The 24,656-nt window shown below is 52.0% G+C and carries 21 protein-coding genes; 15 read left to right on the forward strand and 6 right to left on the reverse strand.

What is annotated here, in order from left to right; all coding sequences use genetic code 11:
• Positions 1-68: 68 nt before the first annotated feature.
• The 6 genes from MKY64_RS04270 (at position 69) to MKY64_RS04295 (ending at position 8,843) form a co-directional block, all read left to right on the forward strand.
• A complete protein-coding gene (locus MKY64_RS04270; RefSeq protein ID WP_340951098.1) occupies positions 69-1,301 on the forward strand; it encodes a hypothetical protein in 1,233 nt (410 codons plus the stop codon).
• A gap of 61 nt (positions 1,302-1,362) precedes the next feature.
• Positions 1,363-2,571, forward strand: coding sequence for a hypothetical protein (locus MKY64_RS04275; protein WP_340951102.1), 1,209 nt, complete (start codon positions 1,363-1,365; stop codon positions 2,569-2,571).
• A gap of 31 nt (positions 2,572-2,602) precedes the next feature.
• Positions 2,603-4,954, forward strand: coding sequence for a hypothetical protein (locus tag MKY64_RS04280; protein ID WP_340951104.1), 2,352 nt, complete (start codon positions 2,603-2,605; stop codon positions 4,952-4,954).
• 128 nt (positions 4,955-5,082) lie between these two features.
• Entirely contained in the window at positions 5,083-5,967 is an 885-nt protein-coding gene (gene rfbA, locus MKY64_RS04285) for a glucose-1-phosphate thymidylyltransferase RfbA (RefSeq protein ID WP_339249902.1), read from the forward strand.
• Positions 5,968-6,241: 274 nt separating this feature from the next.
• Entirely contained in the window at positions 6,242-7,600 is a 1,359-nt protein-coding gene (locus MKY64_RS04290) for a hypothetical protein (protein WP_340951108.1), read from the forward strand.
• A gap of 109 nt (positions 7,601-7,709) precedes the next feature.
• Positions 7,710-8,843, forward strand: coding sequence for a glycosyltransferase family 2 protein (locus MKY64_RS04295; protein WP_340951110.1), 1,134 nt, complete (start codon positions 7,710-7,712; stop codon positions 8,841-8,843).
• A 56-nt stretch (positions 8,844-8,899) separates the two neighbouring features.
• Here the strand turns inward: MKY64_RS04295 and dmpG are convergent, their stop codons facing one another.
• From dmpG to MKY64_RS04310, 3 genes are read right to left on the reverse strand one after another with little or no spacing between them, the layout of a single operon-like run.
• Positions 8,900-9,907, reverse strand: a complete 1,008-nt coding sequence (gene dmpG, locus MKY64_RS04300) for a 4-hydroxy-2-oxovalerate aldolase (protein ID WP_340951113.1) — start codon at positions 9,905-9,907, stop codon at positions 8,900-8,902.
• Positions 9,908-9,909: 2 nt separating this feature from the next.
• Positions 9,910-10,800: an acetaldehyde dehydrogenase (acetylating) gene (locus MKY64_RS04305; RefSeq protein WP_339249897.1), complete on the reverse strand. Its 891-nt coding sequence runs from the start codon at positions 10,798-10,800 to the stop codon at positions 9,910-9,912.
• Positions 10,801-10,805: 5 nt separating this feature from the next.
• Positions 10,806-12,575: a thiamine pyrophosphate-binding protein gene (locus MKY64_RS04310; RefSeq protein ID WP_340951118.1), complete on the reverse strand. Its 1,770-nt coding sequence runs from the start codon at positions 12,573-12,575 to the stop codon at positions 10,806-10,808.
• Positions 12,576-12,792: 217 nt separating this feature from the next.
• Here MKY64_RS04310 and MKY64_RS04315 point away from each other — a divergent pair, with 217 nt between their 5' ends.
• The 3 genes from MKY64_RS04315 (at position 12,793) to MKY64_RS04325 (ending at position 16,701) form a co-directional block, all read left to right on the forward strand.
• The gene (locus tag MKY64_RS04315; protein ID WP_339310686.1) at positions 12,793-14,238 is read left to right on the forward strand and encodes a glycosyltransferase; all 1,446 of its coding nucleotides are present in this window, start codon (positions 12,793-12,795) and stop codon (positions 14,236-14,238) included.
• Positions 14,235-15,179 carry an NAD-dependent epimerase/dehydratase family protein gene (locus tag MKY64_RS04320; protein WP_340951121.1) on the forward strand — a complete coding sequence of 315 codons (945 nt, stop codon included), beginning with the start codon at positions 14,235-14,237 and terminating at the stop codon, positions 15,177-15,179. Before MKY64_RS04315 ends, MKY64_RS04320 begins: the two co-directional genes overlap by 4 nt.
• A 79-nt stretch (positions 15,180-15,258) precedes the next feature.
• Complete coding sequence (locus MKY64_RS04325; protein ID WP_340951123.1) at positions 15,259-16,701, forward strand: amino acid permease; 1,443 nt, start codon at positions 15,259-15,261, stop codon at positions 16,699-16,701.
• Here MKY64_RS04325 and MKY64_RS04330 read toward each other — a convergent pair.
• A complete protein-coding gene (locus tag MKY64_RS04330) occupies positions 16,698-17,309 on the reverse strand; it encodes a LysE family transporter (RefSeq protein ID WP_340951125.1) in 612 nt (203 codons plus the stop codon). The genes MKY64_RS04325 and MKY64_RS04330 overlap by 4 nt on opposite strands.
• A 148-nt stretch (positions 17,310-17,457) precedes the next feature.
• Positions 17,458-17,979 (reverse strand): DUF3231 family protein, encoded by a 522-nt coding sequence (locus MKY64_RS04335; protein ID WP_340951127.1) that lies wholly within the window; start codon positions 17,977-17,979, stop codon positions 17,458-17,460.
• A 160-nt stretch (positions 17,980-18,139) separates the two neighbouring features.
• Here MKY64_RS04335 and MKY64_RS04340 point away from each other — a divergent pair, with 160 nt between their 5' ends.
• The 3 genes from MKY64_RS04340 (at position 18,140) to MKY64_RS04350 (ending at position 20,738) form a co-directional block, all read left to right on the forward strand.
• Positions 18,140-18,451 (forward strand): hypothetical protein, encoded by a 312-nt coding sequence (locus MKY64_RS04340; protein ID WP_340951130.1) that lies wholly within the window; start codon positions 18,140-18,142, stop codon positions 18,449-18,451.
• 80 nt (positions 18,452-18,531) lie between these two features.
• Entirely contained in the window at positions 18,532-19,836 is a 1,305-nt protein-coding gene (locus MKY64_RS04345) for an MFS transporter (RefSeq protein ID WP_340951133.1), read from the forward strand.
• A gap of 245 nt (positions 19,837-20,081) precedes the next feature.
• Entirely contained in the window at positions 20,082-20,738 is a 657-nt protein-coding gene (locus tag MKY64_RS04350) for a class I SAM-dependent methyltransferase (protein ID WP_340951137.1), read from the forward strand.
• A 49-nt stretch (positions 20,739-20,787) separates the two neighbouring features.
• On the opposite strand, the gene MKY64_RS04355 is transcribed toward MKY64_RS04350, so the two are convergent.
• Positions 20,788-21,816 carry an alpha/beta fold hydrolase gene (locus MKY64_RS04355; protein WP_340951140.1) on the reverse strand — a complete coding sequence of 343 codons (1,029 nt, stop codon included), beginning with the start codon at positions 21,814-21,816 and terminating at the stop codon, positions 20,788-20,790.
• A gap of 164 nt (positions 21,817-21,980) precedes the next feature.
• Here MKY64_RS04355 and MKY64_RS04360 point away from each other — a divergent pair, with 164 nt between their 5' ends.
• From MKY64_RS04360 to MKY64_RS04370, 3 genes are all read left to right on the forward strand, one after another.
• Positions 21,981-22,127 (forward strand): lmo0937 family membrane protein, encoded by a 147-nt coding sequence (locus MKY64_RS04360; protein ID WP_155991672.1) that lies wholly within the window; start codon positions 21,981-21,983, stop codon positions 22,125-22,127.
• A 155-nt stretch (positions 22,128-22,282) separates the two neighbouring features.
• A complete protein-coding gene (locus MKY64_RS04365) occupies positions 22,283-22,840 on the forward strand; it encodes a 5' nucleotidase, NT5C type (protein ID WP_036731518.1) in 558 nt (185 codons plus the stop codon).
• A 188-nt stretch (positions 22,841-23,028) separates the two neighbouring features.
• Positions 23,029-24,621 (forward strand): sensor domain-containing diguanylate cyclase, encoded by a 1,593-nt coding sequence (locus tag MKY64_RS04370; RefSeq protein WP_340951148.1) that lies wholly within the window; start codon positions 23,029-23,031, stop codon positions 24,619-24,621.
• Positions 24,622-24,656 lie beyond the last annotated feature (35 nt).

The raw sequence follows: 24,656 nt of genomic DNA on the forward strand, positions 1-24,656 counted from the left end.
GGGGATTAATCTGTTTTCACATCAAGCGGACAAGGCGAATTATAAAGTGACAGAAGGGTTGTGTTCACATGTCATCATTAATTCCGGTGCAACTGGGAAGTCCGGGACCGGCAATCCGGCTGGCAAGTCCGGTATTGCTGGAAGAGAGTCATCCCTCGTTCCAAATTGATTTCAGTGTGCCTCTGTCGTTCAAGCCGGCGGAGACCGGCAATTATCACCTAATCGTCGGGCTGTCTGTTCTGAAAGATGGAACGATGCTTCAGACTCTGACCGAGCCTTATATCGGCAGCGGCAACGCAGGGGAAGCGCTAATTGCGGATGTGAATGCAAGTATTACAGGGAGCTTTGGTCAATGGGAGCAATCCTTTGAAGTGGAGCTGAGGGTTCTGTCTTCACAGAATATTGCGGCGAATCCGCTGGCCGGCCTCCCTACAGTCTCTGTACAAGGAGTCGCGGCTGACGAGGATGACATCGGTCCGACCGGACCAACGGGTACGCAAGGTCCACGTGGTACACGTGGGCCTAACGGTCCGACCGGGAGCACCGGTCCGACCGGTACAACCGGCCCTGGGATCAAGGGAACGAAGGGACCTAAGGGACCCACTGGAGCTACGGGCGTGGTTGTGGCGACCGGATCGGAAAGCGTAACCGGACCAACGGGCCCTACGGGAACTACCGGGGTGGGACCTGCCGGTCCAAACGGAATGACAGGAATCGGAGCCACGGGTATGACCGGGTATGGACTGCAGGGCCCGACAGGAACGACCGGAGCAAGGGGGGAGACCGGGTACACAGGTCCAGGTTCAGGATTTACCGGTAATACAGGGACAACTGGCCCCACAGGTGTAACCGGACCCAGCCGTGCATTGCCGGTAGTTGTGAGTGATGCTCTGCTGTCGAGCAGTCCAGAAGAGAGTGAGCTTGTAGGCCAACTTCCGCCAGTACTGGTTACCTCGACTGATCAATGTGTAGTTGTAGCTGGCACTCTACAGATCAGCTACGGGAATCCCCCGGATTACGAATACAGCAATAATATTGTTTATGTGATACAACGTGATGGAGTCAACCTTCCTGAAGGCGCTTTGTTTAATTGGATGTTGTTCTATAATTATTCGAATGATCCATCATCTAATTCCATTCCTTCCGAACAATCGCTGTTCTTCTATGCCATTGATGATCATCCGCCATTAGGTCTTCACAGCTACACATTGTCGGCTACAGCTAGTACGATAACTCCAAACACAACTATCAGCTATGAATCCTTTAATGCAACTGCGAAGGTATTCCTAAGAGGGAACTGAACTATCTGTTCAAGAATCGTACAGAAGAACAGCATCTGAGTAATAAAGGAGTTGAATATACATGGACATCTATTCGTCGCTTCCTCTTGAGAGCGGCAATGAGCTTGTGCTTACGGATATCCGGACGGATGTGGAACAGCCGTATGCATCTGCGCAAGTGCAGTTGTCGATTCCAATGCTTCTGGATATACGGTCCCCTGGTTATTATCATTTGCATTTAAATGTTGAACTATGGAGAGCTAATGCACTTGCTGAAACTCTGGGTGTATCGATAGAATCAACAGCCTTGGCCGCTGGCCTTGTTCAGACTGAAGCCACCGTCAGATTCACCGATGAACTGCCTGCAGGTATTCACCAATACGAACTGAGAATGAAACTGCTGCATGCTCAGAACATCGCCTCGGATATTCGGGTCGGCTCCCCTCTAGTCCAGACGGGACCAGGGCCTGTTATATTCAATGGTCCGATAGGTCCTCCAGGCCCAACAGGACCCACTGGTCTAACCGGACGTACCGGTCTATCTGGTGGCGAGGGGAGAATGGGCGAGGATGGCGTCTCGCTTACAGGCCCAACCGGCCTGACAGGTCCTACAGGACCCACAGGGGCAACAACCTATATGGGAGCACTCAATGGACCTACCGGAGCCACCGGTGCCACCGGAATAGGAGTCACAGGAGCAACAGGAGTTACAGGGATGGGGGCTGTCGGAGCCACCGGTCCTGGAATAACAGGTGACACTGGGCCAGACGGTGGAACTGGGCCTACAGGCTTCACGGGTCCGCCCGGGGCAGGCAGTGAGCAGGGAGATCCTGGGCCAGAAGGTGCCAGAGGGCCTACAGGAGCGGGAGCGAATGAAGTTTTTATTCCAACATTAACTTACACAAGAAGCAGTCCCTCCATCACAGTGAATTATAATGAGCCTTTCTTGATTGCATCTCTCCCGGTGAATCCTGGAAGCAGCCGTTGCCAAATAGAGGGGATGGTAGAAATCGAATATTGGAGTAACTCAATTATAGAGAATAATGGATTGGAAATGACAATTACACTTACGGATACTGCCCAGAACACATTGTATCTGTATACAGATTATTGGCAGAAACAAACGGATTTATTTCGAACTGCACAGGTTTTACCATTTTACGTTATGTATGATGGCCCGGCAACGACCCTGTCGTTATCCATATTGGTTGTTGGTGAGGAACAAGATCAAAGGGATGTCTATATTAATCAATGCACCTTATCTTCAACGGTAATACCTGACAGCATCTGATGTTGCAGAGAATATCAAAGGCGGTGAAGTGATGTCGAATCTAACCACTCTCCCTCTGGGAACACCGGGACCGGCTATTCACCTGGCAGAGACACTTGACATTGTTGCAGCGCAGCCTAAGGCGCATGTAACGTTCCAGATTCCTGTTATCTTCCAGGCAGTGACTTCCGGTCCATCCTTGCTGCGGATTGAGCTGGAAACGATGCTCTCCGGCAGTGTACTGCAGACTCAACTGGTCACGCTGTCCCATACCGGAACGGGAGAGACTACCAGAACCTTACAAGTTACGGTCAACCATTCGGCGAATCCGGGAACGTATGCGTACACTATACGAGTCCGGGTCGTCAGCTATATTAACGTCAAGGCAGATCCTTCTATAGGCAGAGCCGTTGCAGGGATAGCTTCTGTTCATGCCGTTAGAGCCGCCACGGGGCATACCGGTCCGACCGGCCCGACTGGAACGACTGGCACCCAAGGTACGAGGGGCGGCGGCGGTGATTACGGCAATAAGGGCGTGACAGGGGCAACAGGGTACGGAGTGACCGGTCCGACAGGAGATACAGGCGAACCTGGGCTTCCCGCAAGCTTCACAGGCACAGCAGGTTACGGTCCGACTGGTCTGACCGGGATGACAGGGCTCACAGGAATTGGTCCTACCGGTGCAACCGGAATAGCCGTAACAGGGACTACAGGGTATAGTGTCAAAGGACCGCAAGGCTCACAAGGGGTGGAAGGTCTGCGGGGCGCACTTGGACCGACAGGTACCGGCAGCAAAGGCCCGACGGGACCGGCAGGTTCTTCCGGTGCAACCGGAGCGACAGGCGAATCCGTGCCCTCTCCCTTATATCAATATCGTGCTGATTCACAGGTATTGACCTCTGAGCTACAAACGGTTCTCACCCTGGATACATTGCAGACGAAGGCCGGACAACGCGTACAACTACAAGGGGATCTCCGCGTCTCCTATCTCCCGCTGGCAGAAGCTGTTCGAATTCCTCTTTCAATCAATGTTCTCTACAATAATGCAGTGATCCGCTCATTTGAATTCAGGTCCATCGTCCAAGGCTATGGCAGCGGTGAAGCTGATCCCGGCAAAAGAGCCAGTGTGCAATTCCCGTTCAGCCTGACGCATATCCCCGAAGCCGGACCGGGAGTCTATTCTGTTCAAGTGCAAATTGACTTAAATATTCCGAGTGCGCTCTCTCTGATTATGGAGAACCGGTATCTGGCGGCAGAGGTAATGGGCAGCGGGACACCTTACGTCGTCAGCGAGGCAACGGCTTATTTTCTGAAGGATGGTGGGGTTGGAATCCTGGATGCCCGGTCGGCTACCATTCAAATAATCCCTGTGGATCCTAGTATCAACTTTCTCTTAGGGCAAGTAGCTTATGCCGCCTCAGGAGACGACAAGTACATTTACTATGCGGTTGTAGATAAATTGTACCGGTTCAATATTCAATCCCGCGCCCTCGATTGGACAGTGGATTTAAACCTGGGTGCGCAAGTATTAGATCTGCTATTAACCCCTGATCAGCGCCATCTTTTTATATCGACTGGAATATCGACTGGAAATGTGCAGACGATTGTCTTTGATCTGGCCAATGGAAGTATTATTGATACCTTCTCCACGACATCCGTTGTACAATACTCTGCGGTGTCTCCTGACAGCCGTTATGCTTTTTTCTTACTCGTTGGGGGTCAGTATAATCCGGCGGTTCATGCGTATGAGATTGCAACGGGAACGCTTACCGAGAATATTTTTGGAGCTTATTCGGTCGCATTGGAAAGAACGGCTTACTCCAATCCACTCGTGGTTACGCCTGACAGTATGGAAGTGCGGCTGACACCGTCCATGAAGAACACTTTATACGTCTACGCAGAGATTGGAAATTTCAGTAACACCGGCTTAAAGCCTGCAGCTGGTCATAACAGCACGTGGGGGATTCGTCAGTTAAAATCCGGCGAAGCCTATATCATGGACAATGGGGAAACTCCTGACAACCATATCCCATTGAATGTTAGCCGTATCGACATTAATGGTAACTTATTAAACAGTTTGCGGGGGCCTATCAATCAGTATACGATCATTCTGTCACCGGATGAACGATGGGTGTGTGTACAGGGAACCCAGGAGCTCAAGCTGATATCAACCAGCAATCAGACGACACAGACTATTCCAATGACAGATATCTTCAAACTCGGTGCACTGAATTTCACTGGCGATAGCCAATATCTAGTTAATATCGGGTGGGAGAACATTTATATAATTAGCATGGCGGATTTCTCAATTCGGACCATTAATTATAATCCGGACAGTGATCCTTCTCTCGTACCGCTATATTACAGTTTCTCTAGCGGACATTACAAGACACAGAGCAAATAGAAGTGTAGTCCAAATTCAATAACATAAATGAAGATCAACCCATACGGTTCCGGAAACCAAGGTGTTGATCTTCACTCCATAACAAGGGGACAAGGGGAGAAATGTTAAGAATTGGGGAGCGTGGATAGATGAAAGGAATTATTCTAGCGGGCGGCTCGGGGACGAGGCTGCATCCGTTAACGAAGTCGATCTCCAAGCAGATCCTTCCGGTGTACGACAAACCTATGATTTACTATCCGCTATCTGTCTTGATGCTGGCAGGCATCCGGGAGATTCTGATCATCTCGACCGGAAGAGATGTCCGATTATTTCAGGACCTTCTGGGCACCGGCGAACAGCTCGGACTATCCTTTCAATATGCGGTGCAGGAACAGCCGCGGGGGCTTGCAGAGGCATTCCTGATCGGGGAGGAATTCATTGGTGCGGATCATGTGTGTATGATTCTGGGGGATAACATTTTCTATGGACAGAGCTTCAGCTCTATTCTGGAGAGAACCGTCCGGCGGCGGGAAGGTGCCACGATCTTCGGCTGCCATGTGCAGGATCCTTCCGCCTACGGCGTTGTGGAATTTGATAACATGGGTCGAGTGGTTGCACTGGAAGAGAAGCCGCTGTATCCCCGTTCTCATTATGCAGTGCCGGGCTTGTACTTCTATGACCGGCAGGTCGTGGAGATTGCAAGACACATTAAGCCTTCGCGGCGCGGTGAAATCGAGATTACGGATGTTAACCAGGAATATTTAAACAGAGGGCAACTCAATGTGGAGGTGTTCGGCCGGGGGATGGCTTGGCTGGATACCGGAACGCCGGATTCGCTGCTGGAGGCCGCTAATCTGGTCGAGACCGTCCAGAAGCGGCAAGGGCTCTACGTGGCCTGCATCGAAGAGATTGCCTTCAATAAAGGCTACATCACCAGAGAGCAACTGCTGGAGCTAGCCCGGCCGCTGCGTAAGCTGACCTACGGACAATACTTGTCCAGCATAGCAGAAGAATCTCTTGTTGAGGGTAGCTGAGATTCATGAACAGCGCAGAAGAGAATGTTCCAGCTTGACTGACGGACACATTCTGGACTTGGAGCATATATTGGTATTCACAGAGCAGAGGAGAATTGGTGGATGGTGATGAAGCCCGTTCTGATGAGTTCATCCACTAAGTCCACACCAAACCTGTACACTTGAATACTACTATATTAATCATTAAGTATGCTGCTGACCGGGGTTGTCCGTTGAGCATTATTCCCTGCGCATACTGGAATGAAATCCAAATCTGTAAGGATGTGACCATGTAATGGCTTTTTTATCAACAGGACCTATTGAGAATAATCCTGTGAACGGAGTGAGACCTACTCAGCAGGTTACAGTCAAAATTGATAACCGCAGCGAGGCTTCTGCGTACTCATTAACCATTCAGGGTTATCAATTGACCGGCGGAACGAGAGTGATGTACGTAAGCGAATTACTCAATGTTGCAGCGAACCAGGTAATCACGAAGAATTACTATGCCGACGTCAATGCTTATGAATTCACATTTATTACATCACCGAATTCATCGGAGGAAGTTGAGCCGGTGCAGATCTCGCTATGGGGCAAGAACGCAGCGGGTCAATTGGTAACGGCACACCGTTTAGTATCGGAAGAATTGTTAGGGGCAGACAGAGGTGGCAGCGGCGGAGCAACAGGGCCGGCGGGAGCAACAGGGCCGGCAGGAGAGAGAGGCCCGGCAGGATTACCAGGGGCGCCAGGAGAAGCTGGACCAGCAGGACCTACCGGACCTACCGGGCAAGGGGGAGGAGAATCAGGAGCCACAGGAGCCACAGGAGCCTCAGGACCTACAGGAACAACAGGAGAACCTGGACCTACAGGAACTACAGGATTCCAAGGCCCCCAAGGAACCACAGGGCCCGGAGGAGGAGCTCGGGGAGACACAGGTCTTACAGGAGCTACCGGAGTCACGGGTCTTACTGGGGAAACGGGAGCCACAGGAGCTACCGGAGTCACGGGTCTTTCTGGGGAAACGGGAGCCACAGGAGCTACCGGAGTCACGGGTCTTACCGGGGAAACGGGAGCCACAGGAGCCACCGGAGTCACGGGTCTTACCGGGGAAACGGGAGCTACAGGGCTTACAGGAATGACAGGAGTCACAGGAACGACTGGTCCTGTATTAGCAGGTGAAGGCTTCTCGGTATTTCTGCCAACCTTGGTGACAGGCACCACGGCCACGTTTGTTGGCTGGGAAGAAACGTCGCCGTATTACGGCAATGCGGCATTCGATGCAGTTTTGGGTGAATACACCGTTCCAGAAGCAGGCAGGTACTCTATTGAAGCTACAATTAACTTTGCTTTTGATGCTGCGGTCACCACAGCGTTAGGTGCAGATGTGAATCCGTCATTAGTGGTCCAAAAAACTACGCCAGCTCCAGCTATAGATCTGGTCACCGGATTATTACCGGTACTGGATGTGGCTGTCGCCGGAACTTTAACCCTTAGAACACTTCTTAGAAGCGGTACTGTTACCTTAGCAGGTGAAGTGGAGCTTGCGGCAAATGATGTGATCAGTCTCATCTATCAGCCAGATGGATTGGCGCTTAATTTGGATTTAGGTGCTACAGATCCAGGTGTTGTATGGTCTGTTCACAGATTAACCTGATCCTGAAAGGAACCTGCTTTATTTTGCAGCGAGCTTAAGGGCCATCCTTTGCGGGATGGTTTCTTTTTTTATATTTTTGTATATCGAATCATTCTCAGGAGGCGGGGAGATGGAAGCAGAACAGGAAGGTCTGTTCAGTCTGTGTATGATTGTGAAGAACGAAGAAGCTGTGTTAGGACGTTGTCTGGACTCGGTCAGAGACCTGATGGATGAGATCATTATTGTGGATACGGGATCGACGGACAGGACTGTCACTGTGGCAGGCTGGTATACAGAGAAGGTGTTCACTTATCCGTGGGATGAGGATTTCGCAGCGGCCCGCAACTATTCCTTTGAACAGGCGACGATGCCTTACGTGATCTGGATGGATGCCGATGAGCTTCTGGCCGCACCTGAAGCGGAGAAACTGGCCCGCTTGAAACGGCAACTGAAGGAGGAACAAGCCGGTGTAGAGGTGATCTTGATGGGAAGCCGGCTATTTCCACAGCCCTCCCAAGCGGGTTCCGCTTTAGTAGTGGTCCATTCGGAATATCGTCCCCGGATTGTCAGAAGCGGGCAGCATTTCCAGTGGCATGGGCGTGTCCACGAGGAACTGGATATTGGAGCAGGCGCTTCCATGAACACGGATATTTACATGGACCATCGTCCATCCGCTGTTCATACGGAACGCAACCTGCAGATTCTGAAGCGCTGGATCGCTCAGGAAGGCAAGGCTGAAGGAAGGCTGCTCTTTCACTATGCGAATGAATGCTTCGAGACACGGGACTATCAAGCTGCGGCGACTTCCTATGAAGAGTTGCTGAAGGAACCAAACGGCTGCAAAGATGAACGGATTACAGCTTGTCTGCGGCTGTCCGAATGTTACCGGGAGCTGGGGGAAGCGGGGCTCAGGCTGAATAGCCTCTTCCGCTCCTTCAGCTACGGGCTACCCCAGGCGGATGTCTGCTGCGGTGTCGCCGGATTCTTCGAGGAGCGCAGAGAGTGGGAGAGTGCAATCTACTGGTATCTCCAGGCGATCGCCCGGCAGACAACAGGACCGGGGAACCGTCCTGTCTCCCAAGCTTATTATACCTGGCTACCTCATGTCTTGGTCAGCCGCTGCTGCGCCGCTGCAAGAGAATGGAAGCAGGCCTGGCAGCATAATGAGCAGGCCTTGGCTTACCTGCCGGGTAATCAGGTCTTGCTTGGCCAAAGAAGCGAATTGCAGAAGGTGCTGGAAGAAAGACGGGGCAGGTCAGAGTAATGCAGAAGCAGGCAGCCGTGGGTTACAACTGCCTGCTTTATTGTATTTATTGAAGCTCAAGGGAAGTCATGTCGCGCTAAGGTCAGCGCTGCCTCAAGAATCAGATCCTCCTGACCGGCCACGACCTTCCGGCGTCCAAGCTCGACCATGACCGCCTTGGGATCAACATTGTACTCCTTGGCAATCCGTTCCACCGGCTTCACGAAGCCGGAGAACACACCGGCCATACCGCTTACGATACTCATGCTGCCGAGTTTGGGCGCTTTGGCGAAGGCACTCTCTGCTTGCTCTGCCAGCTCAAGCAGCGCATAGAGCTCAATTCCTGTGTCCCAGCCGGATTGATGAAGCGCTCCAACCAGCACCTCCAGCTGCGCATTGCCGGCCCCGGCGCCGAAACCGCGTGCTGTGCCGTCAAGGATGGAGGCTCCCGCCTCGGCGGCAGCCAGTGAGTTGCCGATTGCCAGGCCCAGATTGTTATGGGCATGGAAGCCCACAGGGATGTCAAGGATGCTGCGCAAATACTGAATCTTTCCGGTGACATCCTTGGGCAGATAAGCACCTGCCGAATCCATCAGAATGACGGCTTGTGCTCCGTAGCTCTGCATCTTAAGAGCTTCGATGCCCAGCACCTCAGCGGGAGCCATATGAGACATCATAAGAACACCGTAAGCGGTCCGGTTCTGTCCGCGCACATATTCGATATGGCGTTTTGTCAGATCTGCCTCTGTGCAATGGGAGGCGACACGCACGATATCGACTCCCAGATCCAGGGCAGCCCGCAGATCGCGGTTAATTGTAGCGAACCCTGGAATGACATGGATCGATAACAGCGTGTGCCGGAGATTGCTTCTGCAGATGGACAGCATCTCTTCATCAGACAGCAGACTTTCACCAAGCTGAAGAGAGGAGGCACCGAGGCCGTTGCCATGTCCGACCTCCAGCACTGCTAGCCCTGCCTTCTCTGCCATCCGGGAATAAAGATCCAGATTCTCCCGGGTCAACTGATGCTTCACAGCATGGGAGCCGTCCCTAAGCGTAGGGTCGCTAATGATAAGTGGGAGCATGATCATTCTCCTTTGCACACAATAAGCGAGCGTCTGGCATATTCTTCTGCCAGGGCGATCGCCGCGCAATTGATAATATCCAGATTTCCGGCATAGGTGGGAAGGAAGTCGCCAAGTCCCTGGACCTTGACCATCATGGCGATTCTGCCGTTCTCAATGACCGGAGGTACAATAATCTGATAGCCTGGGACATAGTGTTGAATTCGGGTGACCATTTCCTCTACTGCCTTGCTAAGACTATCCATATCAGGTTCAGGAACAACGGCGAAGAGTGTAGTCTGCATATCTATACTGGGAATGGCAGGGTTCAGATTAAGGATGGCCTTGGCCCGCCTGCAGCCGGTATAGCTGCGGAGAGCATCCTCAGTAGCTCCAATATATTCATCCAGGTTAATTCTTGTGGCAGGTCCTGCGCTCAGAGAGGCGATGCTTGATACAACCTCTATATACGATAACTCCTTTTGGGACTGGGCAATAGCATAGGCTAGCGGCACGGAAGCCTGGCCGCCGCAGGTGATCATATTTACATCGTTACTGTCCAGACATTCCTGCAGATTCACAGCCGGGATACACGTTGTCCCTAGCTGCGAGGGTGTCATATCGATCACGAACTTGCCCAGTTCCTTCAGCAAGGGATAATGACGGATGTGGGCGGCGGCAGAGGTAGCATCGATAACAATGTCGCAGCATCCGGGATTGTCCAGAATGGCATTGATGCCTCTGTCGGATACCTGTACGCCAAGCTCCCTGGCAAGCTGAAGTCCTCTGGAATCCGGGTTTCTCCCTGAGAAGAGGGAACATGTCAAGGACTCGGAGCGCAGAACTTTGATAAGCAGGTCTGTCCCGATATTGCCGCTTCCCAGAATGGCAACGTTCAGCTGATTCGTGCGCATGGCAGTCACTCCAAGCAATTAGATTGGTATTCATCCCTCGGGAGAAAAGGGAACATATCATCGTAAGCTGTAGATATCATCGTTCCATCCTCCAGCTGACGGGAGGATACACGCGGAATGAGCAGTTGATCGGTTGGTGTCATAATCTCACAGATCATCGGCCCCGGGTGGCGGAACAGCTCGTTAAGCTGATCATCCAGGTGGTCAAGCTGTGAGATTCTCAGATAGCCTAAGTCAAACGTCTCGGCAAGCCGCTCGAATGGAACGAAGCTTACCCCTGAATCCGGTCCTTCCCCCAGATAACGCCCGCCCATGAAGTTGGACTGGGTATGGCGGATCAGCAGATAACCGCCATTATTGATCAGAATGAACTTCACAGGCAGCCGATGATGACGGATGGTCTGCAATTCCTGCAGATTCATCTGAAACGATCCGTCACCTGTAATACAGAAGACCTCTCTTCGGCCAGCGGCTACCGATGCACCTATGGCACCGGGCGTATAACCCATAGTGGATAATCCGCCTGTGATGATATGCCGTTGCCCGGCTTTGACTTTGAAGGCCTGGGCATGGACATGGAAGCAGGAGCCGGTGTCAACTACGAAGAGGGCATCCTCTGGTGCGAGCTCTGAGAACCGGGTCATGAAGCGGTAGGAATTGATGCCGCTGCTGTCATCGTCATATTCAGGCAAGTCAACAGGGTAACGCTGCTTCCAGTATTGTGTCTGCCGGACCCACCCGGTATAAGAGGCTTCTCCGTCCCATAACGCAGTGAGCCTTATGAAGAAATTGCGGGCTTCTCCCTGCACCGGAATGTCAGGAATGACCGAGGGCTTATTCAATTCCCTGGCATCAATATCCACATGGATTTTGAAGGCATTCTTGGCAAAGTCGGCAAAATCATAACCGACCAGCCCGATCCCAAGCCGGCAGCCCACGGTTAGCAGAAGGTCACAATTCTGTACCGTGAAATTCGCTGGCCGGTCACCGTATGTACCGGGACGGCCGACAAACAGGGGATGATCATGATCCATCAGGTCCATTCCCAGACGGGAGGTCAGTACGGGAATGCCGGTAGCTTCCGCGAATGCATGCAGCGCTTCTACCGCATCTCCATGCCGGACGCCTGCACCTGCCAGCAGACAAGGCCGCTTGCTGCGCTTCAGCGCAGCAAGAACCTGATCAAGCTCAGCATCTGTGATCTCGGGTACCTTGGCTATTGGTTCTGTGAATCCCGGGAAGTCATCCGGGTCAAAGGCTGCGCCTTGCAGATCCACCGGCACCTCCAGATAGACCGGACCTACCCGGCCGTTCTTGGCGAGATAGATGCATTTCTCCACTTCATAACGGACTTGTGAGAGGTCCTCCAGCCTGACAGCATATTTGGTAATCTGGCGAAAAATATCCAGAGAATCGAAGCCTTGCAGAGCGAATTGCCGCGGTCCTTTCACCTGGGCAAGCGCAACCTTGGAATTCCCACCAACTACAATCATTGGGGAAGAATCGACATAAGCTCCGGTTATGCCTGTAATGGTATTCAGCGCTCCAGGCCCTGCGGTAACGTAAGCGACGCCAAGCTTGCCGGTCATCCTTCCGTAAGCCTCAGCGGCCATTGCGGCAGCCTGCTCGTGGTGACAGCAGACATATTCCTGCTTGCCATGCTGGTAGAGCGCATCGGTCAGATGCATAATCATTCCCCCGGTGACCAGGAATACGGTCTCCCCGCCTTCATCATATAAAGAGTGCGTGATATAATCCGCAACCCTCATTCTCATTTATGCTTCCTCCTTCCTGAAGCACAGCCATACCCATAGCATGCCGGCTTCACTTGACTTGATAAGCCTATTTATATGCGGATTTTGCGGGAATAGGTCCATAAGATTCACTTCATCCGGATTTTCTCCTGGACCTGATGGTTCAGATGGACTCATAACTTGTGCAGTTAGTGAATAACGTATATGTAAATGTCTTAATGAAAAAGGGGCTATTCTCTTGAACAATCCACCATCACTTCTGAAGGAGACGGGTTACATATCGAATCCATCCAGCGTTTCAATAGGTAGAAATGTCACGGTGCAAGGCGGGTATTACTGGAACATTCATGAACCGGCTTCGGGCAATACTCCCCAACTTACAATCAGGGATGGGAGCCGGTTAGAGACAGGTTTGCATGTGCAGTGCAGCCATAAAGTCCATATAGGCCGGAATGTGATGATTGGGCCTTATGTCAGCTTGACGGACTCTGTAGCGGCTTCAGTCAGACCAGGTTATCCAGGCTGGGCACAAGCGACAGATGTTCTTAAAACCAGCGGGGAACTGATAGTGGGCGATGGAAGCGTAATCGGTGCACACGCTGTAATTGACGGACCGGTCAAGATCGGGAAATTCAGTATTATTGAGCCTAACAGTGTTGTTGTGGATCATGTTCCAAGCTTTTGCAGAGTCTCGGGTAATCCGGCTGTTGTTACACAAGTATTCGTTCCTGAGTTACTGGAGTGGGTTAAAGTGAACAGTGATACGGAGAGAGAGTCCGCACTTGCCCGCCGCACAGAACATCCACTGCTGTCGATCGTGATTCCGACCTACAATCGCGTACATCATCTTGGCAATAATCTGCAATCCATCTATAATCAGGTCTCCGATGAGGATCTAGTTGAAGTAGTGGTGTCAGATAATGCATCGCCAGATAATACACAGGAGGTAGGCCGTGTATACACTAACCTATTCTCCAGTTTTCGTTACAGCCGCAATGAACAGAATATCGGTGGCGACTTGAACATCGCTTATGTCAGTACGCTGGCTAATGGCAGCTTCATTAAACTACAGGGAGACGATGATTACTGGCTGGATGGAGCGCTGATTGATTTCATCGGAATTCTTCTGGAGCATTTGGATTGTGCGCTGATTCATACGATGCCATTTCATCCTGATAATCGGGTTTATACTTTAGAGGGCGGTGACTTATTCCTGGCTCATACGAGTAATAATGCAATGCAGATTTCCATGAATACTATGAAAAAATCCGTGTGGGATCAAATTGAGGATAAAAGCAAATATGCTTATACAAGTATTAATCAAATCTACTGGTTCTATGAAATTCTAATTCTTGATCCTAAGTTTTGCATTATCAATCGTAATTTTTATCTTTACGCAGGAATAACTCCGGAGGGATACAACGTAGGTGAGGTATGTATTAAACATTTCCTGGATGCATTACACCATTATGAAGGCCGTACCTTGAAGAGTGAGACCATTCAAGAGGAAAAAAAGAAACGCTTCTACAATGTGATTCTACCGTTGTACGGAACAATTGTTAGAAATAGATTTGCCAGTGATGTGTCTAACCTTGAGCAGTATTACACGGACTATTATGCGAATGAAGATTATTATGAGGATGGTCTGCTGAAGCTGCGGGAGATCTCGGTGATGCGGCCATGATAAACAATAAGCGTAAGACTATTGCCATTCTAGGAGCCACGGGTCATATCGCCAAGAACCTGATTCTCGGTCTTGCAGCGACGCAGGAATATGAATTGTATTTATTCTCACGGTCCAGGGAGAGAATGGTCCTTTTCCTGACGGAGAACCAGCTTCAGGAGCGTGTTAAGCTCTGTGAATACAATGAATTTGCACGAACGGCGGACTATGATGTCATTATTAACGGGGTGGGAATTGGAGATCCGCAGAACCTGGTTCAACATCCGTTCCAGGTCTTTCAGATTACTGAGCAATACGACAATCTGATTCTGGACTATCTGCACAAGAATCCGGCTGCTATATACATCAATCTGAGCAGTGGGGCGGTATACGGGTCTGAATTTGATCAGCCTGCTACGGACGGGAAATGGCTTAAGCTTGATCCCAACCATCTGTCCGCTCAGGAATTTTATGGGATTACCAAGCTGAACATGGAGGCCAAACACAGAAGTCTGAGCCAGCACCGCATTGTGGACTTAAGGGTCTTCGGTATTTTTAGCGCGTTCATTGATTTGAACTCCCGTTATTTGCTGACGGATATTATTCACCACCTTAGAAAGGGAGAGATACTGCACACCTCACCGGACAACATCGTTAGGGACTATGTGCATCCCGAGGATTTGATCCAGCTTATCAAGCTGTGTATGAGGGAAGAGGCAGGAAATGAGGTATATGATGTGTTTTCACTGAATCCTGCGGCGAAGTTTGAGATTCTGGATTACTTTGCAGATCACTACGGGCTTAGGTATGAAATAGAAGATAACTCTTCCTATAACTCGATAACCGGCTCCAAGAATAACTATTATTCACTTAACCATAGTGCCACCCAAATAGGCTACCTGCCCCGTTACACCTCACTTCAGAGCATACAGACCGGTTACAGGCATCTGTCCCGAAATTAAATTCATGAATTCCCGCCCTTAGGGAATTATAGAATTCTTAGAGACCTCTCTAATTCTGAACACGATAAGGACGGAATTCATGAAGCAGACTTCTGAATCAACGGGCAATGAGAAGAAACTGAAGTGGTGGCAGCTCAGCCTGCTCGGCATTGCGGGGACGATCGGGACCGGGTATTTCCTCGGCTCGGGGCTGGCGATCTCGATGGGCGGTCCGGCGGTGCTGCTGGTGTACCTGCTCGCGGCGGCGGGAACCTATGCGGTCTTCGATGCTCTAGCCCGGATGACCGCGGCGCAGCCGGAGCAAGGCTCCTTCCGCTCTTATGCCAAGCAGGCCTTCGGGGACTGGGCGGGGTTCGGCAGCGGCTGGTTATACTGGTTCTCGGAGCTGCTGATTATGGGCAGCCAGCTTACGGCGTTGTCGATCTTCTCGCGGTTCTGGTTCCCGGGCGTGCCGATGTGGATATTTGCAGCCGGGTATGCGGTGGTCGCTCTGGGGATTGTATTCTTCGGCAACAAAGGCTTCGACCGGGTGGAGAACGTGCTGGCCGTCATCAAGGTGGCGGCTATTCTTATGTTCCTGGTGATTGCGGCCCTGCTTCTGGCAGGCTGGATTGGCGGTGGCAAGTTCACTCCGAAGGTGCCAATGAGCTATAAGGCATTGTTCCCGTCAGGGGGCATCGGGTTATGGTCCGCCTTCATCTTCGCCTTCTATGCCTATGGCGGGATTGAGGTGCTGGGGATTATGTCTTACCGGCTCCAGAAGCCGGAGGAAGCGCCGAAGGCGGGGAAGGTGATGCTGCTGGGGCTGGGAACGGTATACATCTTGTCCATTGGACTGGCGGTGATTATGGTGCCGCTTAGCGCCTTTAACCCGAAGGAAAGTCCGTTTGTTCTGGCTCTGCGCAGCGACCATCTGGCCTTCGTGCCCCATCTGTTTAACGGCGTGCTGATCATTGCCGGCTTCTCAACGATGACTGCGTCGCTGTATGCGATTACCTCGATGATGCTTACGCTGGCCCAGGAGGGGGATGCGCCCAAGGTGTTCTCCAGGAAGTGGAAGGACAAGTATCCGCTGCTGGCGCTGTGCCTGATCGCGGGCGGTCTGACGGGTACGGTAATTATGGCCTTATTGCTGCCGGGCAAAGTCTATGAATACGTCACCACCGCCGCCGGGCTGATGATTCTCTATAACTGGGCGTTCATCCTGCTCTCCTCGGGCAAGCTGCTGAAGCGGGGCGTGCTTAGCGGAGTGAAGCGCTGGAGCGGGCTGGTGCTGATTCTGGCTGCGGTCAGCGGCACGCTGTTCCATAAGCTTAGCCGCCCGGGCTTCTATATCAGCCTTTTGATTGTAGCTCTGATTGGGCTAAGCGACTGGATACTCCAGCATTACCGGAGCAAGCACGGGCACGAGGCAGCAGACAAGGAGCAGCGCTCCGAAGCGGATACAGGAAGCTTCCATTCATTGCCCGGAGGGCCGGGCTTCCGGATTAAGGGCATCCGGCTGCGGAAGAACAAAATCTAATGAAAGAACAGCAGCCGGGCCGCCTGAATCCCGAAGTAGAAGCCGAAGCCGACCAGCGACAGGCCGGACAATACGGAGATGGCTTTCAGTACCCGCTGAGTCAGGAATTTGCGGAACATGCTGGAGGCAGCGGCCATCGTCATATCCCAGAGCAGTATTCCGAGGACAATAGCCCCGCTGTAGATCAGTATCTGCTGCATCGGGTATTCATTAACCGCCTTGGCTAAGATCGAGCCGTAGATGCCCAGCCAGAACAGAATGGACAGCGGATTGAACAGCGACATGAGGAATCCCGACACGAAGGATTTGGATAGGGAGATCCCGCTGCCCCTCGTTTCTGCTGCCGTGATCTTCCCCGAGTGCATGATGCTTTCAATACCGGTATAGACCAGCACGAAGAAGCCGAACAGCCACAGGAAGGCCTTGACGAACGGGGCATCCAGCAGATGGATCATCCCCAGATAGACCAGCAGCATGTAGATAATATCGGCGCTGATGGCCCCGAGACCCACCACCCAGGCCGGCAGGAAGCCTCCGCGCAGCCCCTTGTCCAATTGGGCGGCATTAATGGGGCCGATGGGAGCTGACAGGGATAACCCCAGCACCATATAACCTATGAATATGTTAATGTTGTCCTCCTCCTTTATTCTATATAGATAGCTTATTCCACTGGATGGGAGAATAGGACAACCAGACCTGAAGAAGGCCCGCGAAGAATCGCGGGCCTCTTGCTATACAGATGCTGGAGCTGCTGCGTTACGCGTGGACCGTTTCAGGTCTCTTGACCAGCAGCGGCGGGGGAACCAGCCAGCCTTTTTTCTTCAGCAGATGCAGGTTCTTCAGGCCGATGGCCGCCTTGGTGAGATGATATTTGGCGAACAATGCGCCGATATCCTCACGGATGGACTGCCCCATTGCCTGGCTGCACGCTACCATCCCAACCGCCAGAGTGGCTGCAACCATGGCTGCAATCTCAGGGTCCGTGAACCGTGCGCCCACCGGAATATCCTCCAGTCTCGCTTCAGGCCGGTTCGGGAGTGCCGGAGCAGCAGCAATGCCCTGCTCTGCAAGCAGCGAGTCGCATTCGCTGATTTCCAGCTCCGCCTGGTCGATCATGGCGGCCAGAATTTTTTTTAGGTCGCTGTCTCCGGCGTGATACATGTGAGCTCTGTAGCCGGATAAAGCACCCTTTGCTGCCATTGAGGTCTCCCACAGGGTGAAGATCTCTCCATAATGCATCGGTTCTTCCTTGGGGTTGCCGCCTAGAATTCCTGTCATAGGTAAGCTCCTTTACGGTTGGATTTGAACATGGAGTAGCATGTCCCGCAGGAAACGGAGATATTACAGTGCGAGGTTGTGAATTTGTTTACACGGATAAAAGGCTGACTGTCATGCCATAATAAGCAGATGTGAAGTCAGGGTGGAGGAATAGAAGCTTATGCTTATTAATGTGATCATCGGCTGTATCATTCCCTGGTGTATCGGCAGTTATTTTCTCAGAAAAGACAGCGTAGTCATCCTTCATATCGCACCGATTGCCAGTGTAATCGCCTTTGCATTCGATGAGATCGGGTACCACATGAAGTGGTGGAGTATCACCCCGACCGGGCCTGGAGTTATTTCGTATCTTCCATATAATCTGGGAATCTTTCCTGTGGTCTCCTGTCTGCTCATCTATACGGTAAGGAGGACATCCCTGAATCCGCTGCTGCTGATCTTGCTCTTCGCGTTCGGCAAAACCTTGTTTTAAAGGCAGGTCCCAAGGGGTATAAATACAGCCGTTAGACCGACAATAAGCAGGATGCGATTATAAAAGAAGGTGGTTCGTCCATGAAGGGGTCAAAAGAATCCCAAGGGGAAAAAGGTTCAAAAGGAGCGCTAATCGCGCTCGCCTCCATCCCACTGATTATGACACTGGGCAATTCGATGCTGTTGCCGATTCTGCCCCAGATCTCGAAGGAGCTGGGAGTGAGCTCTTTTGGGGTCAGTATGATCATCACGGTCTATGGCCTGATCGCCATCCTGATGATCCCGGTCGCCGGCTATTTATCGGACCGCTTCGGGCGCAAAAAAGTGATTCTGCCCAGCCTGATCCTGGCCGCCCTGGGCGGTGCCGGATGTGTGGCCGCTGCCTGGTTCTTCACAGGAGTGACGGCTTACTGGATCATTCTTGCCGGACGTTTCGTCCAAGGGATCGGTGCCGCAGGCGCTTTTCCCATTGTCATTCCCTTCGTGGGTGATCTGTTCAAGGATGAGAAGGAGGTGAGTAAAGGGCTCGGAATTATTGAGACCTCCAATACCTTCGGAAAAGTGGTAAGCCCGATCCTGGGTGCTTATCTGGGGACGCTGCTATGGTATGCGCCGTTTATAGCCATTCCTGTGCTGTGTCTGATCTCTTGTATTCTTGTGATCTTCCTCGTTAAGAAGCCCGAGGCGGAGGAGGAAGCGGAGAAGTCCAGCTTGAAGGAATTCCTGGACGGTATTAAGAGCGTATTGCATGAGAAGGGCCGCTGGCTGTACGCGATCTTCGCTATCGGCGGCATCTGCATGTTCGCCACCTTCGGGGTACTGTTCTATCTATCTGAGATCCTTGAATCGAGATATAACCTGCACGGGGCCTACAAAGGCTTTGTACTGGCCATTCCGCTTGCTTTGCTATGTCTGGCCTCTTACGGAAGCGGTAAGATCATCGGCAAAAACAAGCTGCTCATGAAATGGCTCGGCTTCGGCGGCATGGCCTTACTGACGGCTGCCACGCTGATTACCGGCTTCAATGAGAACATTTATTACATGGTCGGGTTCCTGAGTCTAAGCGGAATCGGGATCGGGGTGGTCCTGCCCTGCATGGATGCGCTGATTACCGAAGGCATTGAGAAGGAGAACCGGGGCACGATTACTTCCCTCTACAGCAGCATGAGATTCATCGGGGTCGCGCTGGGCCCGCCGGTGGTGTCCCTCTTGATGAACCGGGGACACTGGACCTTGTTCTTCACCATGGCGGGCGTAGGGGCCGTCGGCGGGCTGTTGAGCTTCTTCGCGGTAAGACCCAGCAAGGAGGATTCCGAAGGAGAAGGCCGGACAGAGCGGAATTCGTTGGCGAAGAAAGGAAGTCCTTTGCGCCAGCGTGCCCGGTAGGAAAGCTATATACAGCAAATAAGGGGCGACCCAAGCGGGGTGCGCCTTATTTGCTCTTTTACATACGAATGCCGGCTTTCCCGCAATCCTGTGAAAATAATACACTTTTGCTCCGGCCGGGAAGCGAGCGGAATTCACGGATTTAGCGGATCAGCTTTAATCAAATCCGTATCTCTCTGAATAGACTAACTTATATATGAAATTACCATAGCAAGAGTTGACAGAGATTTTAGGAGGGCACCTATGTGAATGGATGGAACAGCAGCAGACCTGTGTTTGAGACGGATGAGCGGTGGATACATCTGAATAGCGCTTGGGAGGGGCATCGCAGATTCGGCTATGACTTGGTCTGTCATATGCAGCCGAACCGGGTGGTGGAGTTAGGAACTTATTATGGAGCTTCTCACTTCGCCTTCTGCCAGGCCGTCAAGAATCATGGGCTTGCAACGGAATGTTATGCAGTCGATACGTGGCTAGGCGACCAGCATTCGGGATTGTACGATGAATCCTGTTATCAATCTGTGCTATCCTCGTCGGCCACCTATTACCCCGGGATCTCCCATCTGCTGCGCATGACCTTCGACGAGGCATTGCTTCAATTTGCAGACCGAAGCATTGACCTTCTGCATATTGACGGTCTTCATACTTATGAGGCGGTCAAGCATGATTATGAGTCATGGCTGCCGAAGCTGGCGGATAACGGCGTTATTCTGTTCCATGATATTGCGGCTATGCAAGACGACTTCGGCGTATACCGCTACTGGGAAGATCTACAGATGCAGTACTATGCATTACAATTCGAGCATAGCTATGGACTTGGCGTTCTGATGCCCAAGGGCTGCTCCCCGGTAACCTTGCACATGCACGCTAACTGGAATGTAATCAAGCCGCTGTATCCTTAATGAATACAGCATGAATTATCCTGCTGAATACAATTTGCTTCAATCAAGGTCACTTCCCTGCGGCGAGCATCCTGCGGATGGTCTGGACGACCAGCTCCGGCTGGTCATGAATGACCATATGCCCGCTCTTCTCGGCGACAATAAGCTCACTATTGGAAGAGAGCTTCAGCATGTTACGCTGGCCCTCCTGCCAGATAGCTTCGAGCTGTCGGCCCGCTTCTTCGGAAACCCCGAAGGATGCGTAATCCTGGGGCAAGCCCCGGGCGATCACCTTGACCGGAAGCGAGCCGAAGCTCTGTCCACGGATTGCATCCTCGGTTGAGCTGGCCAGGGCGGCTTCCTGCTCCTTGGCGGCAAAATAGCTTGGCGTGGATATGACGTTAATGAATTCCCCGCGGTCTTGCTCGGCAACCAGGCCTTCCAGGAGCTGATTCTGGAACAGCCGAAGCGCACCGGAGCGCTTGAGCAGGCTCAGCAGGGAGGCACTGGGGTTGCCGGCAAACTTCTCGGCGGCCAGAATCGGCTTCGTCTCGCGATCGTCATTCTCGGGTCTGGCATCAATAAGCACCAGCCCGGTCACTTCCTCCGGGTACGTCTGCGTGAACAGCCGGGCGTACATGCCGCCAAGGGAATGGCCGACCATCAGGTACGGGCCGGGAACGTCTGCATTCTTAAGGGCGGTGTGCAGCTCGTTCACAATATTGGCGCCTGAGCGTTCCGTATCCGCCTGCTCGCTCCAGGCATACCCGGCACGGTCGTAAGTGACCACGGTGGCATGTGCAGCTAACTGTTCAGGGATATCTCTCCACGACAGGCTGGTTTCGCCGCTGCCTGCTTCCAGAATGATAGTGGGTGCTCCCGCTCCTAACTGGCGAATGTGGAGGTTATAGCCTCCGGCATCCACCAGTTGACCTGGTGCAGGATAGCCTTTACGGGCGGAGCTGGAAGCAATGGCTTCATACAGGAAGCCCGACCCTGCGATAAGAACAAATGCAGATACAAGGATTAATATGATCTTGAACAGCCTGCTCCGCAATTTGCGGGAGCCTGGACGCTTGACAGGGACTGGATTTTTCACGTTGGCTAATGACTCTCCTTTTTAATACAATTGTATTATTTAAAATAGTATAGCAGCCTGTCCGCTATTCAAGCAAGCTCCGTTCTGTTGATCACCCGTTTGAATCTTCCTCGACAAGGGTAAAATACAGACAAATAACTTCGGAAGAGAAAGGCGGTAAGCTTATGCTGTGGGGATTAATCGGATTGATTATTGTGGCGTGGCTGTTTGGTTTTATTTTTCATGTAATGGGCAATCTGATTCATCTTCTGCTCTTTGTAGCGGCAGTTCTGTTCGTGGTCAACCTGGTCAAGGGACGGTCGCGCAGATAAAGGGGAATGAGCGGGTAGGAATAGGCAGCAAAGCATATGCCCCGGTGAAGGAGGCATGTGCTTTTTTATGTTCAGTCTGGCGGATGCCTGGACACCTATTCCCCGGTTGCCTATAATAAATGAAAATGAATGAAAATGTACATGGAGGAGATTCAATGCGCAAACCGATCATCGCCGTCGATATGGATGATACCATCTGCCATCTCGTGAAGCGTGCGATATACCACAATAACATTGAGTTTCCTACACATCCGCTTCGCTACGAAGATATGATGGATTGGAACACGGACCATCTGCGCCACCCGGACAGCACCATGGACCTGTTCTTCGGCCGACCCGGCCTGTACGAGGAACTGGAGCTGTTCGACGAATATGTGGTGGAAGAGATGGAGAAGCTGCACAACGCCTATGATGTTATTATTGTAACGGCCGCTGTACCGAAGACGGTGCTGGAGAAATGGAACTGGCTGCAAAAGCATATGCCGTATATCCCGGCCGACAATTTCTTCACCTGCAAGCGGAAGCATCTGATCGGCTACGACCTGCTGATTGATGACGGCCCGCATAATCTGCTGCCCGCCGTTCAGGCAGGGAAGAAGGTGCTCTGCATCCCACATCCGTGGAACCTGAGAGCACGTGAGCAATACTCTTTTCCGCTGATGACCTCCTGGGAGGGTGCCAAGGAACGGGTGGATGAGATTTTGCAGGCGTAGGCTGAACCTGATCTTAACCTGAACCTGATTTATCGCTTGAAGATGAGCCTCGCTTGTGCGGGCTTATTCTGCTATGTCCGAGAGATATCCACCGCCTGTACTGCCGTAAATCCGCTGTCGAACATTATCAATATTTGCTGTATGATGGGTGTATCTTTGCGTTTCTTGCTCCAAGGAGGATTGCAGTTTTGTCTAAAGGGTTAAAGAGTATGGTTAGTCAAAGTAAAAAGCTGAGTCTCACCACGTTGCTCACAGGTCTGGTGACACTGGTGGTTCTCCTAACTTCGAGTATTCTTCTGCTAGGTTCTTATGAGTCCAAGAAGCGTTCCTTAATGGAGACTACGCTTCATCTGAATTACATCAATGCTGACCGTATGTCGAGGACCATGGATTCATTATTTCAGTCTATGTGGGGGAGTCTGGAATACAACGCTGCAAGGCTGTCTGACATAGAAGCTATGCCGGTTCAACAAGTGAATGATTCTCTGGATCTGATGCGCAGCAGCAGCAATTTCTTCAATTCCATCACCGTGGTCGACGCCAGCGGATTCGTCCGCCATGTCTCACCTGCCAGCATAGGGACTACAGGCAAGCACATCACCTCAGAGAATAGCAAGGAAGCATTAGCGCTCCGCAAGCCGTATACCTCTTCTCCATACCTGACTGCCAATACCAAGCGGTTAATTGTATTTTTGAGCCAGCCCATCTTCGATGCTGCGGGTACGTACGCCGGAATGCTTAGCGGCACCATCTACCTTCAGGAGAATAACGTTCTGTCTGAGATTTTTGACAATGTACAGGAGGATGACTCGGGGTCTTATTATTATATTGTGGACTCCGAAGGCCATCTGGTGTATCACCCGGATAAGGCGCGGATCGGCACAGATGTCAGCAGGAATGAGGTTGTGCAGCAGCTGATGAATAAGCAAAGCGGAGAACAGCGGGTGACGAGCACCCGGGGCATCGAGATGCTGGCCGGTTATTCCAGTGTGCCTGCCAATGGCTGGGGGATTGTGGTCGTCTCCCCGATTGGCCACATTCATCAGGAGCTGATGGGACATATTCGTATCCTGATCGGGTATACCTCCTTGCCGTTCATCATCCTGCTGCTGGGCGTTATTCTGCTGGCACGCAAGTTTGCGCGCCCCTTCGTCTATCTGGCAGATGTCGTGAGCAAAATGGGCAAGGAACAGATAGAATTGCAGGAAGCGAAGCGGTATTGGAGCCGGGAGGCTTACTTACTGACAGACGGAGTGTCGCTTGCCCTGGCCAATATTCAGCAGCAGACTGAGCAGTTGACCCATGAAGCCGAAACGGATGTGCTTACCGGTCTGATGAACCGCAGGTCCCTGGAGCATACGATCAGCCAGCGGATGAGCTCTGGTGTTCCCTTTTCACTGGTGCTGCTGGATATAGATAAGTTCAAGCTGGTCAATGACACGTACGGCCATAATCTGGGCGATGAAGTTCTGAAGCATGTCGTCCGGGTCATCGTGACTTCACTTCGGCCGGATGATATCTGTTACCGCTACGGCGGGGAAGAATTCGTTATTCTGCTGGCCCGGACCACGCCTGCTGAAGCCTTCAGCGCTGCTGAGCGAATCCGTCTTGCGGTTGAGCGGAGCCAGGGGCCGATTGCAGCGAAGCTTACGATTTCACAGGGGATTGCCCACTACCCTTCCCATGCCGCCGATCTTACGGGACTGCTTGTGAAGGCGGATCAGGCCTTGTATCTGGCGAAGAGCAGAGGACGCAACCAGTCCGTGATTGCGGAATCCTAGCAGAATTTACTTTGAATTGTGACTGTCGCGCTTTG

The sequence above is a fragment of the Paenibacillus sp. FSL R7-0210 genome (genome assembly GCF_038009085.1).
Classification (GTDB): Bacteria; Bacillota; Bacilli; order Paenibacillales; family Paenibacillaceae; genus Paenibacillus_AQ; species Paenibacillus_AQ silagei.